Genomic DNA, 17711 nt, shown 5'->3' with positions numbered 1-17711 from the left:
AAATTTAAGCCACAATTTAAGAATTATATACCTCTTTTAATGCTTTAGCAAGTAGAAATAAGGAACGGATTAAAATGAAATAAGGGAGTAAGAAGAGTAAGAATAATTATATGAAATAAGAATTAAAAAACAACTAGATTGAAATTTTAAGGAAAATAAATGGGGATCACAATAAAGTGATATACGAGTACTCAATAAAAGTAGAAATTTTTAAAAAAATAACTTTACAAGTAGCCAAATTTTTTATATAATAATTTTTGTGCTTGAAATAAAAATGGCCCGTTGGTCAAGCGGTTAAGACACCGCCCTTTCACGGCGGTATCACGGGTTCGATTCCCGTACGGGTCATAATGAGAATAAAAAATACCTTAAGCTTAAAGAGCTTAAGGTATTTTTTATTGGAACCTGAGTTTATAAGAAATAAGAACGATCTCACTGCATTTCCATCAGATAGTGAGGTCATTTTTTTATTGATAATTGCGAGTAAACTCCCAAAATTCAGTCCCATCAGTTTTTTCGATAATTAAATGATCATTTTCTGTTAAGCGAACATAAAAAGTAAAATAGTTTGTATCACCTAAAATTAAACCTGTGTCATTTTTTGAATAACGATTTAACCAGCCTACAGGACTATTTTCAAATTTGAAGCCATACTGTGTACCAGTAATAGTTCTACTGCCATCTAAAGATTTCCAATTTCCTTGGTAAGATAAATCAATTACAATGGGATCAGTTTGTGCTGCTGAGGCTTCATCTGCTGTTAATTGGATTGGTATTTTTTCCACTGCAATATCATCTGAATTCTCTGGCATTTTTGTAATAGTTTCAGTATCCGTAGTTGGTTCAAGTATTTCAGGTTCAGGAGTAACGGCGTTCTCAGCTTCTGCAGCTTCTGGTTGAATGATAGTAATTGGACTTGAAGAATCTATAGTCGTTTTGTTTACTGGTGTAATTTCATTTTTTGTTAGGATTTTAGCAGGTTGCGGAGATTTATGTTTAGAAGTTGCCTGATTTTGATTGCTTTGAGAAAAACTTAGATAAATACTTAGTGAACAAATTAATACTCCTATGATTGCTAATGTTTTTACTTGTTTTTTTATTTCTAAACACTCCTTATTGTAAAATAGGTTATTCAATATCTTTAGTATAACAGCTTAAGTTACGAAGTCAATACTTATTTTACATTTGTGTTACAAATATTTCTTTAATTTTCTATTGTGACAATTCTAAATGATTATTAAGTAAAAAGAATAAAAAATTGTTGTTTTTTTTGGTTTTCTTCAGTATATTAAGTAGTATAACTAAAAAATTAGAAAATGGTGAGATAATGGCGATAAAACAAAGTGAACAGTTGAATCGTAAAAACAATTTAATGATAGCAACTCTTTTTTTAGGTTACATTATGATTTATATTGATAAACTAGGAGTAGGGGTCGCATTAGTGCCTATTGCAAAAGAATTCAGTTTAAGTACTACTCAAACGGGGTGGATTATGAGTTCATTTTTTGTTGGGTATACTTTAATGCAAATTCCAATGGGTTTATTGAATAATAAAATAGGTTCGCGAAAAATATTAGTTTTTTCTATTTTATTTGTAGCGATTTTTATGCTTCTATTTGGTCTAGGGAAAGGGTTAATTTATTTTATGTTGATTCGATTTTTAACGGGTGCAATCGCACACTCAGGATACCCAGCTTCTTCTGGAAAAGAAATATCCCTAAATTTACCTTTAAATAAACGAACATTTGCACAAGGAATACTATTAGCTTCTTCTGGAATTGCTGGTATTGTGGGGCCTGTCATGGTTTCTCCCATGATAGAGACTATAGGCTGGCGTAAAGCGTACTTTGTTATGGCGGGCCTTGCCTCGCTCGTTATGCTCGTTTTACTTGTTTTTTTACCAAAAGAAAAACATACGAATGATAAGGTACTTCTTGATATTCCGTCTAAAAATAAAGTTCCATTGCTGAGTATTTGGAAAGATTCGCGTGTCTGGATACTAACGGTATGTGCCTTTTTTATAAACTCACTAGTTTATGGATTTACGAATTGGTTACCAACTTTTTTTACTTCTGCAAAAGGGATGAGTTTAACCGATGCAGCCAAAATTAATTCAATTGCTGGTATTTTTGCGTTAATAGGCGCGCTTGGCGGCAGCTATATTGTTGGGAGGTATTTTGCTGGAAAAGAAAAAATAGTTATTGCTATTTTTTGTATTGTTGGCGGATGTTCTATGCTAGGTGTGTATACATTTGACTCAATTATTTTGATTACGCTATTGCTAGGGATAGCGAATTTTTCTATGCTAGTCGCTTTTGTGACATTGATGAGTATCCCATTAAAGTTATTTATAAATGAACGCTTTTCACCAAGCTATGCTACTATTGGGACAGGTGGTGTCATGGGTGGAATCTTTGCTCCTTTAATAATAGGAGAATTAATTCGAGTATCAAATGGCAACTTCTTATCGACATTTATTTTCTTTATATTAATGGGGATAGGTGCTGCTGGTGCTATTATATTTTTAAAAATGAATCGACAAGGAGGAGCTATAAATGAATAGTCAAACAAATTTACCGATTGAGGATATGGTTAAATGGCGTCGACATCTTCATGAAAATCCGGAGCTTTCTTTTCATGAGGTTGAAACTGCTAAGTATATTTATCAACTATTAAAAACATTTCCTAATCTTGAATTAACAACGCCAACAGAGAACAGTGTAGTGGCAATTTTGAAGGGTGCAAAGCCTGGTAAAACAATTGCTCTACGTGCAGACATTGATGCATTGCCAATTGTTGAAGAAGCAGATGTTGCGTTTCCTTCTCAAAATGAGGGAGTTATGCACGCATGTGGACATGATACTCATACTGCGATGCTTTTAGGGGCTTGTAAAGTATTAACAAGCATGCAAGAAAAAATTGCTGGAACTGTCAAATTTATTTTTCAACCTGCCGAGGAAGTTCCCCCTGGAGGTGCTAAATTTTTAGTCGAAGCAGGAGTTATGAAAGACGTTGATTTAGTTTTTGGAATTCATATATTCCCTAAAATACCTGTAGGCGTTGTGGCAATTCGTACAGGTGCTTTGACAGCTGCAGCTGATATTTTCGAATTAAAAATTCAAGGGGTCGGTTCTCATGGATCAACTCCAGAATTAGCAATTGATCCTATTTTAGTTGGTGTAGAAATTATCACAAATTTAAATAATATTATTTCGCGAAATATTGCTGCTTTTGATAATGCGGTACTTTCAATTGGTGAATTTACTAGTGGAAATAGCGCGAATGTTATTCCTGATACAGCAAAAATTCAAGGCACCGTTCGAACGAATGATCCGGCTGTCCGCACATTGGTGAGAAAGCGTATTGAAGAAATAATTGAACATGTGACTAAAATGTATGGGGCTAGCTATGAATTAAATTATATTATGGGTTATAGTCCAGTTGTAAATGATTCAGAAGCGACTGAATTAGTCCGAAAAGCAGCTTTAAAAGTTGTTGGAGAAAAAGGACTCATCACAGCTCCCCAAATGATGGGAGGCGAAGATTTTTCTGCCTATACAGATGTTGTGCCAGGTTCATTTTTTGTTGTTGGAGGTGGTACAGCTGAGGAAGGCTGTGGTTATATGAATCATCATCCTAAGTTTAAAATTAATGAAGGTGCTTTGGCGGTTGGTGCTGAAATGGAAATCCAATTAATTACAGATTTATTAATCAATGATGAAGAATGAAGTGAAATAAGGTAAAAAGATTAACTACGGTTAGTCTTTTTTTTATATGATGTATGTTAATGAGTGTTTGTTTATTTTTTATTGTCTAGTCTTTTGTTGATGTTTTTTAGTAAACTATGCTAAAATGAATGTAATGTTTTTTAAATAGATGCTAAATACGTTAGATAAAGAATAGAGGAGTGAGTCTAAAATGGATTATTCAAAAAAAGTTAGTTTTCCTTCAACTTTTTTATGGGGAAGCGCAAGTGCAGCCTATCAAGTAGAAGGGGCTTGGAATGTAGATGGTAAAGGGAAGTCAGTTTGGGACAACTACGCTAAAGTGCCTGGTGCAACCTTCCAAGGTACAAATGGAGATGTTGCAGTTGATCACTATCATCGATATAAGGAAGATGTTAAGTTAATGGCAGAGCAAGGGCTAAAAGCTTATCGTTTCTCAATTGCTTGGAGCCGTATTTTTCCTGATGGAACTGGGGAAATTAATGAGGCAGGTTTAGCTTTTTACGATCGATTAATTGATGAACTATTGAGCTATAATATTGTTCCTGTCGTGACTTTGTATCACTGGGATATTCCACAAGCCTTAATGGATGCTTATGGTGGATGGGAAAATCGTCAAGTTATTGAAGATTTCAATAACTATGCAGTCACTTTATTTAAACGTTACGGGGATAGAGTGAAGCATTGGGTTAGTTTAAATGAACAAAATATATTTGTTGGTTTTGGCTATCGTTATGGAAGTCATCCTCCGGCAGTTAAAGATGAAAAACGATTTTATGAAGTGAATCATATTGCTAACTTAGCCAACGCAAAGGTTATTCAATCTTTTAAAGCTTTAAATATTCCAGAAGCATTAATAGGACCAAGTTTTGCTTATTCTCCAGTTTATCCAGCAACGCCTAATCCAAATGATGTATTAGCAAGTGAGAATGCAGAAGAGTTGTTGGCACATTTTTGGATGGATGTTTATGTTTGGGGAGAATATCCTAAAGCGACAATGCACTATTTGAGTGAAAACGGAATAGCACCAACCATTTTACCTGGGGATATGGAGTTATTAAAAGCTGGAAAACCTGACTTTATGGGGTTAAATTATTATCAAACGACTACTGTTGAATACAATCCATTAATTGGTGGTGTAGGAGTAGCAGAAATGAACTTTTCTGGAAAAAAAGGGACGTCAAAAGATAGTGGAATTCCAGGAATGTATAAAACGGTGCAAAACCCTTATACTGAAACGACAGATTGGGATTGGACTATTGATCCACAAGGTTTACATGTAGCTTTACGCCGAATTGAAAATCGCTATCATTTGCCCATCCTGATTACAGAGAATGGACTAGGAGCCTTTGATACGTTAGAGTCAGACGATCAGATTAACGATGATTATCGAATTGATTATTTATCTCAACATGTATCGGCAATCCAAGAAGCTTTAACAGATGGTGTGGAAGTTTTAGGGTATTGTACGTGGAGCTATACAGATTTATTAAGTTGGTTGAATGGATATCAAAAACGTTATGGAATGGTTTATATAGACCGTGATGAACATGATGAAAAGACATTGAGACGTATTCCTAAAAAGAGCTATTTTTGGTTTAAAGAGTTGATTGAAAAAAATGGAGAACAAAATTAACAAGGTGTTAAAAAAGTCATTATGTTCCAATTAAAAGAATGATGGAAAAGGGCGTTTAGAGTATCGTAGACTTTACGAATACTTTAAACGTTTTTTATGTACAGTTCAACCACTATCTAAATCACCGACACGATCAAAAAGTTACATAAATATCGAGCTAGATCCATGTGCTGATTAAATAAATTAGAAACGTAAGAAAATATTTTTCAGACTACTAGGCTTAAATCATAGGACATTTTTTCTGTTTTTATCTTATTTATGGGTTTTCTTTAATGGAAGTAGGAATCGAATTTGTTGCCTTACATGTAAAAAAAATGGTATTCTCAACTTGAATTATAGAGTGTTTAATTTTTACTGATTAATAGAAGGTAAAGTCGAATGTAAACGACTATGGGAGCTAGTATATAGAATGGAGGAACAACATGAAACAAGCGGATAAAAATCAAGAAAAAATTATTTTGATTGGTGCGGGTGATGTAGGATCTAGTTACGCATTTGCTTTAGTTGCACAAAATATTGGTCGTGAATTAGGCATTATTGATTTGGACACAGGTAAAAGTGAGGGAGATGCCTTAGATTTATCAGATGGTCTAGCTTTTACATCGCCTAAAAAAATCTATGCAGCAACTTATGCAGATTGTAAAGATGCGGATTTAGTTGTGATTACTGCTGGAGCAGCACAGGCTGAAAATGAAACCCGCTTAGACTTAATTAAAAAGAATTTTAAAATAGCTAAAATCATAGTAGATCAAGTAATGGCTAGTGGATTTGACGGAATCTTTTTAGTAGCTAGTAATCCTGTTGATATTTTAACTTATGCAGTTTGGAAATTTTCTGGATTACCAACTCAAAGAGTTATCGGATCAGGTACGTCCTTAGATAGTGCTCGTTTTAGAGGAGCCTTAGCAGGGATAACTGATGTGGATGCCCGAGATGTGCATGCATATATCATTGGTGAGCATGGCGATACGCAATTTCCTGTCTGGTCCCATGCTAATATAGGTGGTTTGCAAATTTACGAGTGGATGAGAGAGCATCCAGAAGTGACTGAGGAAAGTTTAATTAAATTAGTGACAGATGTCAGAGATGCGGCTTATAAGATTATTCAGCGTAAAGGATCAACTCACTATGGGATTGCGATAGCTTTAGCTCGAATTACAAAAGCTATTTTTGATGATGAAAATGCTATTTTACCACTCTCAGTTTATTTGGATGGGGCTTATGGGGAAAAAGATATATATATTGGTTCTCCAGCTGTCGTAAATCGAGAAGGAATTAAGTCTATTATTGAAATTCCATTAAATGATTTATAAAAGCAAAAAATGCATGAATCTGTTTCGACGATTCGACTTATGCAAGAAGACGCATTTAAAAATCTATTATAAAAAGACGAGGCTAAAGAAATTTATCGGCAGTATTTTGGCCATTTTTCTTTAGCTTTTTAGAACTATTTGGAAAAAAATTGATTATTTGTAAAATAACTCTTGCGAACTACTCGAATCTGTATTATACTAATGGAGTTGTTGCAAATTATGCAGTTTTGAAATAAATATGCATTAAATACTTAAAAAAAGTATTGACAATTTTTCACCAATCCTGTTATAATAACTCTCGTTGAGTAGTATTATAATTTATATTCCTTAATTATGGAGGGGTAGCGAAGTGGCTAAACGCGGCGGACTGTAAATCCGCTCCTTCGGGTTCGGCAGTTCGAATCTGCCCCCCTCCACCATTATTGGGCTATCGCCAAGCGGTAAGGCAACAGACTTTGACTCTGTTATGCGTTGGTTCGAATCCAGCTAGCCCAGTTACTTAAATCTACTGTTTAAGATAGTAGATAGATACGAATAAAAATGCATAATTTTTATGAATATTCTAGTAAGATAAAATCTAAATAAATACAAATTGTCTGGTGGCGATAGCAAGAAGGATACACCTGTTCCCATGCCGAACACAGTAGTTAAGCTTCTTAGCGCCGAGTGTAGTTGAGGGTTTCCCTCCGCAAGAGTAGGACGTTGCCCGTCTTTTGTATATTATTTAGAGTCATTAGCTCAGTTGGTAGAGCATCTGACTTTTAATCAGAGGGTCGTAGGTTCGAATCCTACATGACTCATCACTAAGTGTTTACGACAGAATTGTCGTAGGCGCTTTTTTTTTGCTATGGTTCTTGCTGCTTTAGCAGCTTAGAACCATAGTATGCATCGGGCATAAAGGACGAATATAAACCGGAAAAATGTTTTTATTTTTCATGAGAAGAAGCGTACTTCCCAATTTGTTTTAATAATTCTTTAATTTTAATAGGTTTCTTTAGGAAATATTAAGAGCTAAATGGTATAATTATATTCTGTATCAAACGTCCGTTATTCGATAGGTTGAAAATAAGAGTGAGTGACAATTGGATGAATTAGATAGAATAAAATAAAATTTTAAAGATATTTTATAGAAATTGAGGTTTTTTGATGAATAAAGAAACGAGAAGGAAGCAGATATTGTTTCAGGTATTAAGTTTAATTTTACCTTTGCTGATTTTAGTTCCTGTTTTTCTTAGTATGAAAGTGACACCGTTTGGAGACTCTAATTTATTAGTCAGTGATTTGGGCACACAATATGTTCCTTTCTTTGCCTATTTTAAAGAAATGATTATTGGGGATGGAAGTCCGCTTTATTCATTTTCTAGTGGAATGGGGGATGATTTTTTACCTTTAGCGGCTTATTACTTAATGAGTCCTTTCAATGTCCTTTTCTTAGTGACTCCAAACGCCTATTTAGCTACAAGTGTTACGATTGTTATTATGCTGAAAATTTGTTTTATTTCAGGAAGCTTATTTTTTTATTTGAGTCAGACGTACCGAAAAGTTGAATGGGCGCAATTATTTTTTGCTTTAGCGTATGCTTTTTGCGGATTTGTAGGTATTTATCTATATAATATTATGTGGTTAGATGCTTTGATTTGGTTACCGATACTCGCCTTAAGTATTCATTATTTAGTTGAACAAAATAAAAAATTGTTTTATTGTTTAAGTTTATTTGCAGTAATTGTGAGTAATTACTATTTAGGCTATATGTCTTGTCTATTTGCATTATGTTACTTTATTTATTGGACAGCAAAAAAGACAGAATTTACTACTATTAAAGAGTATTTTAAGCAAACAAAAGTAAAGTGGCGGAATTTTATTGTTTATTCTGTGATTGGCGCAGGTTTAAGTGGCTTTATTTTAGTTCCAGCAGCGCTTGGTATGTTACAAACTGGAAAGTCCGCTGTTGATTGGCATATTTTTCTGCCCATACCACGTTTTGGTTTGGACTTTTTGGTTCAATTAGGTCTTGAAAATACTGGTTTTAATAGTCGCTTGGATCATCTGCCTACTATTTTCGTTGGTAGCTTTGTATTGATTTTAGCATTGAGTTACTTTTTTATTAAAACTATTTCTCGCAAAGAAAAATGGTTGAGTTTTTCTTTGATTGCTATTTTCTTTTTTAGTTTTTGGCTGCAAAGCTTTAACACTGTCTGGCATATGTTTCAACTAGCTGCAGGTTTCCCGTATAGAAATACCTATATGTTAAGTTTTGTCCTTATTTTTCTAGCTTATGAAAGTTGGCAAAAACGATCAGATCTATCGAATAAAACGATTCTAAAAGTTACAGGGAGTTTAGTGGGATTACTAGCTATCGGTTATGTCTATAGCTGGTTAATTTTGCCTTGGTTAGTGAAGAAAAGTCAATTCTTTAAAGACTTACCTTTTCAATCAGCTGTGCCATTACAATTGTCGTTGTTTTTTATTTCAGTAGGTATATTTTTAATAATGGGGCTACTTTTAGTTTGGGTTAGAAATTCGAAAAAACGTCATTGGGTATTATTTTTAGCTTTATTTTTAGAGCTTGGATTTAATTTTTATAATATGTTAGGTGAAACACCGCTAGCTGACGAACCGCGTTTCCGTAGTGATATGACGAATTATAATTATTTAATCGATGAGATGAAGGCAAAAGATTCAGATTTATTTAGAATTGAAAATGCAATTAATGGAGTGGATAATGGCTACAATGAAAGTTTCCTTTATAGCTACAATAGTACCCCTTATTATAGTTCTACATTGAATGAAAATTTAAGATTAAGTTTGGCTAGATTAGGTCTATTTAGTCGGAATGAACGGCGGATTAGTGATGTTGGACAGACACCATTTTTAGATTATTTATTTAATACTAGGTATAGCCTTGATGAGCCAAATCTAGAGGAAGCTGAATTCGCGATTGTCAAAAGTGATTTTGGACAAATTGTGCCTAAAAATCCGAGTATGGCTACAAGTATTGGCTACACAGTTCCACTAGCATTTGCCGATGTAAAATTGAAGGATAACCAGCCATTTGCTAATCAAAATGCATTAGCTGAGAGCATATATGCATTCGACCAGCCACTTTTTGAACCGGCGGAAGTGATGCAGAGTATAGCACCAAATTCTTATTTTGTAACAGCGAAAGCAGATGGTCCGCTTTATTTGTATTTACCAAATAATCGACTAGAAAAAATTCAAGTATTTGTTAATCATGAAAAAATAGTGCCAAGAGTAAATATAAAAAATCAAGCATTGCTCGACTTGGGTGATTTTAAAAAGGGGACACAGATCTTACTTGATTTTTCTAGTTCAAAAACAATAAAAATGACAGGTGAAAATGTTCAGACTATGAATGGTTCCACCTACTATCAAACTATTCGGACTCTTGAGCAAAATCGTTTGATAGTTAGTGATTGGAAAGCTAGCAAAGTAGAAGGTAAGGTAAATGTTCAATCAGATCATGAACTACTTTTTGTTTCAATTCCGTATGATGAAAAGTGGAAAGCTAGCGTAGATGGTGAAAAAGTTAAACTCCAGAAAGTTGCAGGAAATTTTATTGGGATTCCAGTTTCTAAAGGGGAACACCAAATTGAATTAAATTATTCACCAGAAGGATTTCAAATTGGTAGTTTTATTAGCTACGGTGCATTAGCTGGTCTAGTTAGTTTGAGTTTAGTTGATTGGTATCAAAAAAGAAAACGAATAAAAAACAGAGCCAACTAATTAAATTCAGTTGCAATCAGGTTATAAAGTAAGATTTACCATAAGAATCATTGGAAATTATGGTATAATAAAAAATAATGGCACGTAGAATATCATGGAGGTGCATGTATGTCGATAGATTGGACACAACTATTTACGTGGCGAAACTTTTTTAATGTAATAGACATTTTAGTTGTATGGTTTTTTGTGTATAAATTAATCACACTATTAAAAGGGACGAAGGCAATTCAACTTTTAAAAGGAATTGCTGTCATTATTGTAATTAAGATGGTTAGTTTTCTTCTCAATTTAGAAACAGTTGATTGGCTTATGGATCAAGTGATATCTTGGGGAGTTATTGCGACTATTATTGTTTTTCAGCCAGAGGTTCGTCGTGGATTGGAACATCTGGGTAGAGGAGCTATCTTTGGCCGCACAAAACGCCAAGTTGACCCAACAAAACGTTTAATCGAAGCATTAGACAAATCAGTGCAATATATGGCGAAACGTCGTATTGGTGCATTAATCTCAATTGAAATGGAAACTGGTCTAGATGAGTATATTGAAACAGGAATTCCTTTAGATGCTGATATTTCAGGTGAGTTACTCATCAATATCTTTATTCCAAATACTCCGTTACATGATGGTGCAGTGATTATCAAAGACTATAAAATCGCAGCAGCAGCAGGTTATTTACCGCTTTCTGAAAGTTCATTAATTCCTAAAGAATTAGGGACAAGGCATCGTGCTGCTATTGGATTGAGTGAAGTGACCGATGCAGTAACGATTATTGTCTCAGAAGAAACGGGCGGAATCAGTATCACCCGCAATAGCGAGCTTTTAAGAGATTTAACTCAAGAAGAGTTCGTAAATTATTTGATTAAAGAGATTGTTGTGAAGGAAGAAGAGCATAAAAAGAATCCTATCCAAGTTTTCATTGATGGTTTTTCTAAAAAGGAGGACTCTAAATGATTGAAAAAATTTATAATAGTCCTTGGTTTCTTAGAATTGTTGCCTTAGGCTTTTCATTGCTACTTTTTGGATATGTTAATTTTGAAAAAAATGGACTTTTAAATACAAATGATGCTGCAAGTAGCTTAAACCCAAGAGGGAGTGAAGTAATTTCTAACGTTCCTGTGTATGTGGATGTTGATCACGACAAATATTATGTTTCAGGGGTTCCTCAAACGGTTTCTGTGAAATTAGAAGGATTAAAAAGTATTATTAGTCAAACTGTTACTTCCCAAAACTTTAAAGTGGTGGCGAAAAACTTAACTAAATTAGGTGTTGGTGAACATACAATCCAACTGACTCCAGAAGGTTTTAGTGACAAATTAGGGGTTTCCGTTACTCCTAGTGAAGCTAAAATAACAATTGAAAATAAAAAAGTGAAAACATTTGATGTGAACGTTGAATTTAATGATGCACTTTTAGCTAGAGGCTATGAATCAGGTACACCTGTTTTAGATAAAAATACTGTTGAAATTTCAGGTGCTGAATCTGAAGTTGATAAAGTTGCTACTGTTAAAGCTGTCGTTTCAGTTGAAAATGGTGTGAAAAAAGATATCAAAACAAAAGTTGCGGTTCAAGTTGAGGATGCCGATGGTAACAGTTTGGATGTTGTTGTGAATCCAAGTGAAGTGAGTGTAACAATTCCGGTAATAGCCGCTAATAAAGATTTGCCGATTTCTTTAAATCAAACAGGTACACCTGTTGCAGGCAAAACTTATCGTTTAAGTTTGAAAAATGATATTTCTACGATTAATGTTGCAGGGAAAAGTACAGATTTAGATGAATTTACTAATTTCGTAGTGAATGTTGATGTAACAGGAATTACGGAAACAACGACCAAGGAAATTGCTCTTTCTTTACCAAGTGGAATTAGTTCAGTCAGTCCTCAAACCGTTCAAGTAGTGATTACAGTTAGTAATACTTCCAATGGTAGCAGTAGTGGTGGATCAGGCAATAGTCCACCACCAGAATCTGGTAATGGGTCGTCAAGTAGCAGCTCAAGTAGTGAATCGAGTAGTGAGTCTAGTAGTAGTAGTTCTGCTGAGAGTGAGTCAAGCAGCAAAGATTCTAGTCAAGTATCTAGTAAAGAAACCGATTAAGTCCTTTTTCTAACAAATAGAAAAAGTTTCTAGTGGGTTAAACGCAAGCAGATTAAAATGACAAAGGAGAAATTAAAATATGGGAAAATATTTTGGAACTGATGGTGTTAGAGGGGTTGCAAATTCTGAATTAACACCGGAGTTAGCATTTAAATTAGGTCGCTTTGGGGGCTATGTATTGACACAGCATTCAGAAGGGACAGCACATCCGCGCGTTTTGGTTGGTAGAGATACACGAATTTCAGGACAAATGCTAGAATCTGCACTAGTTGCAGGGTTACTTTCAGTAGGGATTGAAGTGATGCAACTAGGCGTAATTTCGACACCTGGAGTGGCATACTTGACTAGAGTTCAAGGTGCAGCAGCTGGAGTTATGATTTCAGCTTCTCATAATCCGGCACCAGATAATGGTATCAAATTTTTCGGATCAGACGGTTTTAAACTATCGGATGAACAAGAGCTTGAAATAGAAGCATTATTAGATCATGAGATAGATGATTTGCCAAGACCAAGTGCAGTTGGATTGGGAACAGTTGATGAGTATTTAGAAGGATCATTAAAATATACTCAATTTTTACAACAAACAATACCAAGTGATTTGGCTGGAATTCAAGTCTGTTTAGATGGTGCAAATGGAGCAACAGCTCCGTTATTAAATCGCTTATTTGCAGACTTGGAAACGGATTTTGATGTGATGGGAGCATCACCAAATGGTATTAATATTAATGATGGTGTTGGATCAACACACCCTGAAAAATTAGCTGAATTTGTTTTAGAAAAAGGCGCAGATGCTGGATTAGCATTTGATGGCGATGGCGATCGAGTAATTGCGGTTGATGAATTAGGACAAATTGTTGATGGCGATAAAATCATGTATATTTGTGGAAAATATTTAATGGAAAAAGGTCGTTTAAAGAAAGATACAATTGTGGCGACTGTTATGAGTAATTTAGGCTTCCATAAAGCGGTTGAATCAGCAGGAATGACAGCTTTACAAACACAAGTTGGTGACCGTTATGTCGTTGAAGAAATGCGCAAAAATGGGTACAATTTTGGTGGAGAACAATCAGGTCATATGGTTTTCTTAGACTATAATACAACTGGAGATGGGATGCTATCAGGAATTCAGTTGTTGAATGTCATGAAACAAACAGGTAAAAAATTATCTGAACTAGCTGCGGAAGTTTCAAACTATCCACAAAAACTAGTTAATATTCGTGTAAGTGATAAAGATGGCGCAATGGATGTGCCAGCAATTAAGGCGATTATTGATGAAGTTGAAAAAGAGATGAATGGTGATGGACGAATTCTAGTTCGTGCAAGTGGAACAGAACCACTTTTACGAGTGATGGGCGAAGCACCAACAGAAGAAAAAGTAAATTTATATGTAGATAAAATTTCGGATGTTGTGAGACAAGAAATTGGTCTAGCAGAATAAAAATTTTATAGAATAAATTGAGAGACGAAGTTTTTATAACTTCGTCTTTTTTTCGCATAAAACAGACTATTTTAAGGACATTTCCATGTAACGTATAATTCGTTTTGAAGGTATACCAATTTTTTAAGATGTTGATTATTATTGACAAACAAATCGGTATAGTTTAATATTAATCTTGCTTCTAGTTAGTGATTTTATATAAAGGAGAGTAGTGTACCAATTTTAATAAGGATAGCGCCAGGCCTTTATTTCATGTTAGGAACATTCCACAAGATGAAGGTGACGAGGAGAGAGCTTATCGAAGGATTCGGCGGATGGCTCTAGGCTAATGTAGTCTATAAGAACTAAAAAAAAAGTAAGGCAACTTACTAACAAAAATAGTTCTATGCATCTAGAAGCGAAAAAACAACTAATAGAAAGTAGGATTTTAATTTATGTGTGGGATTGTCGGATTTATTGGAGAGCAAGATGCGAAGGAAGTATTGTTGCAGGGGTTAGAAAAATTAGAATATCGAGGATATGATTCAGCTGGGATTTATGTAGTTGATGAAGGTGGAGCAGGTCATTTATTTAAAGAAAAGGGCAGAATTGCTGCATTACGTAAAATTGTTTCAGACGATGTTGCTGGAACGAAAGGCATTGGACATACACGATGGGCTACTCACGGTATTCCTAGTGTTAATAATGCGCATCCTCACCAATCAACTAGTGGTCGATTTACATTAGTGCATAACGGGGTTATTGAGAATTATAGAGAGGTGCGGGACGCTTATTTGACAGATGTTGATTTTGTTAGTGAAACGGATACTGAGGTCATTGTTCAATTAATTGCTTGGTTTGCTGAAAATGAAGGCTTAGCTACGTTAGATGCATTTAAAAAAGCGATTGTTACATTGAAAGGTTCTTATGCTCTAGCTTTAATGGATTTAGAAAATCCAGATGCTATTTATGTTGCTAAAAATAAAAGTCCATTATTAATTGGAGTAGGCGAAAATTTTAACGCCGTATGTAGTGACGCCATGGCAATGATTCAAGTGACGAATCAATTTGTTGAACTGATGGATGGCGAAGTTGTTACGGTGACTAAGAATGATATTTCAATTGAAAATCTGGCTGGAGAAAAGATAGATAGAGCATCTTATACAGCTGAAATTGATTTAAATGATTTAGAAAAAGGGACATATGCTTATTATATGTTGAAAGAAATTGATGAACAGCCTGCAGTTATGCGAAAAATCATTCAACATTATCAAGGAATGGATGGGAAGTTGGCCATTGATTCAACTATTACTCAAACGTTATTAGACAGCGATCGAGTTTATATTGTTGCTTGTGGTACTAGCTATAATGCAGGTTGGGCTGGAAAACAATTAATTGAAAATTTGGCTGGAATTCCAACAGAAGTTCATTTATCAAGTGAGTTTGGGTATAATATGCCTTTACTGACTAAAAAACCATTCTTTATCTTTTTAACACAAAGTGGTGAAACTGCTGATAGCCGTCAAGTACTAGTGAAAATAAATCAAATGGGATATCCAACATTGACTATTACGAATGTACCTGGATCGACATTATCAAGAGAAGCGCAATTTACTTTATTGCTGCATGCTGGTCCAGAAATTGCTGTGGCTTCAACGAAGGCATATACAGCACAGATTGCTGTCTTAGCCATTTTAGCTGATATAGCAGGTAAAGCTAAAGGTTTGGCTCAAACAGTTGATATGGCCCATGAAATTGGGATTGCAGCAGCTGCGATGGAGGCGATCGTCTCGGATAAAGAGCGTTTAGAAGAATTGGCGGCAGATTATTTAAGTATTAGTCGCAATGCTTTCTATATAGGTAGAGGATTAGATTATTATGTTGCTATGGAAGCAGCATTAAAATTAAAAGAAATATCTTACGTTCAAACAGAGGGTTTTGCTGCTGGGGAATTGAAGCATGGTACAATTGCTTTAATTGAGGAAGGAACGCCAGTCATTGCGATTATTACTGAAGAATCGATTGCAGGACATACTCGTGGAAATGTTTCAGAGGTGAACTCTAGAGGTGCTCATAGTTTAGTCATAGCGATGGAAAATGTAGCACATGAAGATGATCAATTTGTTTTACCGCAAGTACACGAATTGTTAACACCATTAGTGAGCGTTGTTCCAACGCAACTATTAAGTTACTATACGAGCTTACATCGTGGAAATGATGTTGATAAACCAAGAAATCTAGCTAAAAGTGTAACTGTTGAATAAAGCATAAAAATAAGAACCCTTTTTATTGAAAAGGGTTCTTATTTTTTTCTAGTAAGAGCAATTTAGATTTTTTACACCTTGTTATAATTAGGTTCTAAAAACCTGCTCTGTCTTAAACTTCAACAAGTGCCTTCAGTTTATTCTGAGCAAAACGGATTTTCTTACATCTTGTTATAAACAAGTAATTGTAGAAATGGTACAATAGAGAAAAAATAAAGTTGAAACGAATGTGAGGTGTGTCTTAAATGGAGTTATTAAAAATAATGGAACCTTATATTACCGGGACAACATCAATTTTAGGCATATTTTTTATCCAAGTTATGTGGATAACTATTTTTAGAGTTACTTTGAAAGAAAAAATGACTGAAAAAAAATATCATTATTTACTTGAGTTGAGCTCTGGGATAATAATGAGTATTTTTTCAATTTATTTGTTGTACATGTCGCAAAAAGAAAATTATTACTATTTATATAGTAATTTACGCTTAGTTATTATTTTGCTTCCAACAATCTTTATTAGCGCTCGTGTTTCTTTTATTTCTGTTTTTCTTGCAGGAGTATTTAGCTTTTTTATTAATGGGATTACACTCGTATCTGTAGCTTATATCGTTACCTTTAGCGTCTTTCTTTTGACCGTTGCTATAACGAAGAAACTAGTTAAGGGAAATCAAATTAAACTCTTTTTTTTAAGTTGTCTTTTTGTAATTCCAATTTGGTTTGCTGTTTATTTTATTAATTTTGATGGTGTTCATGTTTATTCTTTGGATTACATGGTACCCGACTATCTAAATTTTGTTATTATTAGCAGTATTACTTTTTTTAGCGTTCGCTATTTAGCTTATTTATCCGAACATTTTTTTCAAACAATGGCGGATAATTTAACAGATGAACTAACAAAATTAGGAAATTTAAAAGCATTTAATCAACTTTATCCAGTTCTTTTTCAACAGGTTGAAAAAAATAAGTATCAGTGTAATCTGATTCTTTTTGATATTGATCATTTTAAACAAGTAAATGATACGTATGGACATTTAGCAGGTAATTATGTGTTAGTAGAGTTAGCCAGTCTGCTAAAACAAATGTCAGTAACACACTATGGAAATCGGGTATTTAGAATTGGAGGGGAAGAATTTGCATTGTTGATTGAAAATGAATCATTAGAAGAAACTTTAAAAATAGCAAATGAAATTTGTGACGCTGTAGCAAACTATCCTTTTTATTATGAAGGTCGAAGAATTAAAGTATCAATTTCATTAGGTGTGGCATGCTCTGTAGGAAAAGAGAATCAAAGAGAATTTTATATGAAAGCGGACAAGGCTCTTTATCAGGCTAAAGAGTTAGGACGTAATCAAGTTAGTTATTGGAAAGAATAGGTACTTATTTAGCTTATAAAGTGAAAAAGTTGATTAAAATAGGAGTTATTTTAATCAATTAAAAGAAAGTTAGGCATTTATATTGCGTTACTTACTTTTTTAATGTAAAATTACTGAATCACTAAAAATGTTTTTTTATCCTCATTTTT

10 protein-coding genes, 4 tRNA genes, 1 rRNA gene and 1 pseudogene are annotated in these 17711 nt (G+C 34.2%); 15 read left to right on the top strand and 1 reads right to left on the bottom strand.

The window, feature by feature from the left end; genetic code table 11:
- Positions 1-276 precede the first annotated feature (276 nt).
- Positions 277-348, top strand: a tRNA-Glu gene (locus BR77_RS08215).
- Between the two features lie 119 nt (positions 349-467).
- On the opposite strand, the gene BR77_RS08210 is transcribed toward BR77_RS08215, so the two are convergent.
- Positions 468-1136, bottom strand: a complete 669-nt coding sequence (locus tag BR77_RS08210; RefSeq protein ID WP_236700903.1) for a hypothetical protein — start codon at positions 1134-1136, stop codon at positions 468-470.
- Positions 1137-1327: 191 nt separating this feature from the next.
- On the opposite strand from BR77_RS08210, the gene BR77_RS08205 reads away from it, so the two are divergent.
- The 14 genes and pseudogenes from BR77_RS08205 to BR77_RS08140 all read left to right on the top strand — a co-directional run bounded on the left by BR77_RS08205 (position 1328) and on the right by BR77_RS08140 (position 17562).
- Complete coding sequence (locus BR77_RS08205) at positions 1328-2563, top strand: MFS transporter (RefSeq protein ID WP_015075542.1); 1236 nt, start codon at positions 1328-1330, stop codon at positions 2561-2563.
- A complete protein-coding gene (locus BR77_RS08200) occupies positions 2556-3728 on the top strand; it encodes a M20 metallopeptidase family protein (RefSeq protein WP_015075543.1) in 1173 nt (390 codons plus the stop codon). The genes BR77_RS08205 and BR77_RS08200 overlap by 8 nt, the downstream gene beginning before the upstream one ends.
- A gap of 190 nt (positions 3729-3918) precedes the next feature.
- Entirely contained in the window at positions 3919-5361 is a 1443-nt protein-coding gene (locus tag BR77_RS08195) for a glycoside hydrolase family 1 protein (RefSeq protein ID WP_015075544.1), read from the top strand.
- Between the two features lie 422 nt (positions 5362-5783).
- Positions 5784-6746, top strand: a pseudogene (locus tag BR77_RS08190) (L-lactate dehydrogenase).
- Positions 6747-7009: 263 nt separating this feature from the next.
- Positions 7010-7093 (top strand) — tRNA-Tyr (locus BR77_RS08185).
- Positions 7094-7097: 4 nt separating this feature from the next.
- Positions 7098-7169, top strand: a tRNA-Gln gene (locus BR77_RS08180).
- 100 nt (positions 7170-7269) lie between these two features.
- A 5S ribosomal RNA gene (gene rrf, locus BR77_RS08175) occupies positions 7270-7385 on the top strand.
- Between the two features lie 16 nt (positions 7386-7401).
- Positions 7402-7474, top strand: a tRNA-Lys gene (locus tag BR77_RS08170).
- Between the two features lie 346 nt (positions 7475-7820).
- Positions 7821-10418 (top strand): YfhO family protein, encoded by a 2598-nt coding sequence (locus BR77_RS08165; protein ID WP_080732541.1) that lies wholly within the window; start codon positions 7821-7823, stop codon positions 10416-10418.
- A 108-nt stretch (positions 10419-10526) separates the two neighbouring features.
- Entirely contained in the window at positions 10527-11369 is an 843-nt protein-coding gene (gene cdaA / locus BR77_RS08160; protein WP_010049781.1) for a diadenylate cyclase CdaA, read from the top strand.
- Positions 11366-12508, top strand: a complete 1143-nt coding sequence (locus BR77_RS08155; protein WP_015075546.1) for a CdaR family protein — start codon at positions 11366-11368, stop codon at positions 12506-12508. The genes cdaA and BR77_RS08155 overlap by 4 nt, the downstream gene beginning before the upstream one ends.
- Before the next feature lie 79 nt (positions 12509-12587).
- The gene (gene glmM / locus BR77_RS08150) at positions 12588-13946 is read left to right on the top strand and encodes a phosphoglucosamine mutase (RefSeq protein WP_015075547.1); all 1359 of its coding nucleotides are present in this window, start codon (positions 12588-12590) and stop codon (positions 13944-13946) included.
- Positions 13947-14380: 434 nt separating this feature from the next.
- Entirely contained in the window at positions 14381-16189 is a 1809-nt protein-coding gene (gene glmS, locus BR77_RS08145) for a glutamine--fructose-6-phosphate transaminase (isomerizing) (RefSeq protein ID WP_015075548.1), read from the top strand.
- Positions 16190-16434: 245 nt separating this feature from the next.
- Positions 16435-17562 carry a GGDEF domain-containing protein gene (locus BR77_RS08140; RefSeq protein WP_035064530.1) on the top strand — a complete coding sequence of 376 codons (1128 nt, stop codon included), beginning with the start codon at positions 16435-16437 and terminating at the stop codon, positions 17560-17562.
- The last annotated feature ends 149 nt before the right edge of the window (positions 17563-17711 follow it).

Source organism: Carnobacterium maltaromaticum DSM 20342, from assembly GCF_000744945.1.
Classification (GTDB): Bacteria; Bacillota; Bacilli; order Lactobacillales; family Carnobacteriaceae; genus Carnobacterium; species Carnobacterium maltaromaticum.
This window is presented reverse-complemented; position numbering and strand designations above follow the sequence as displayed.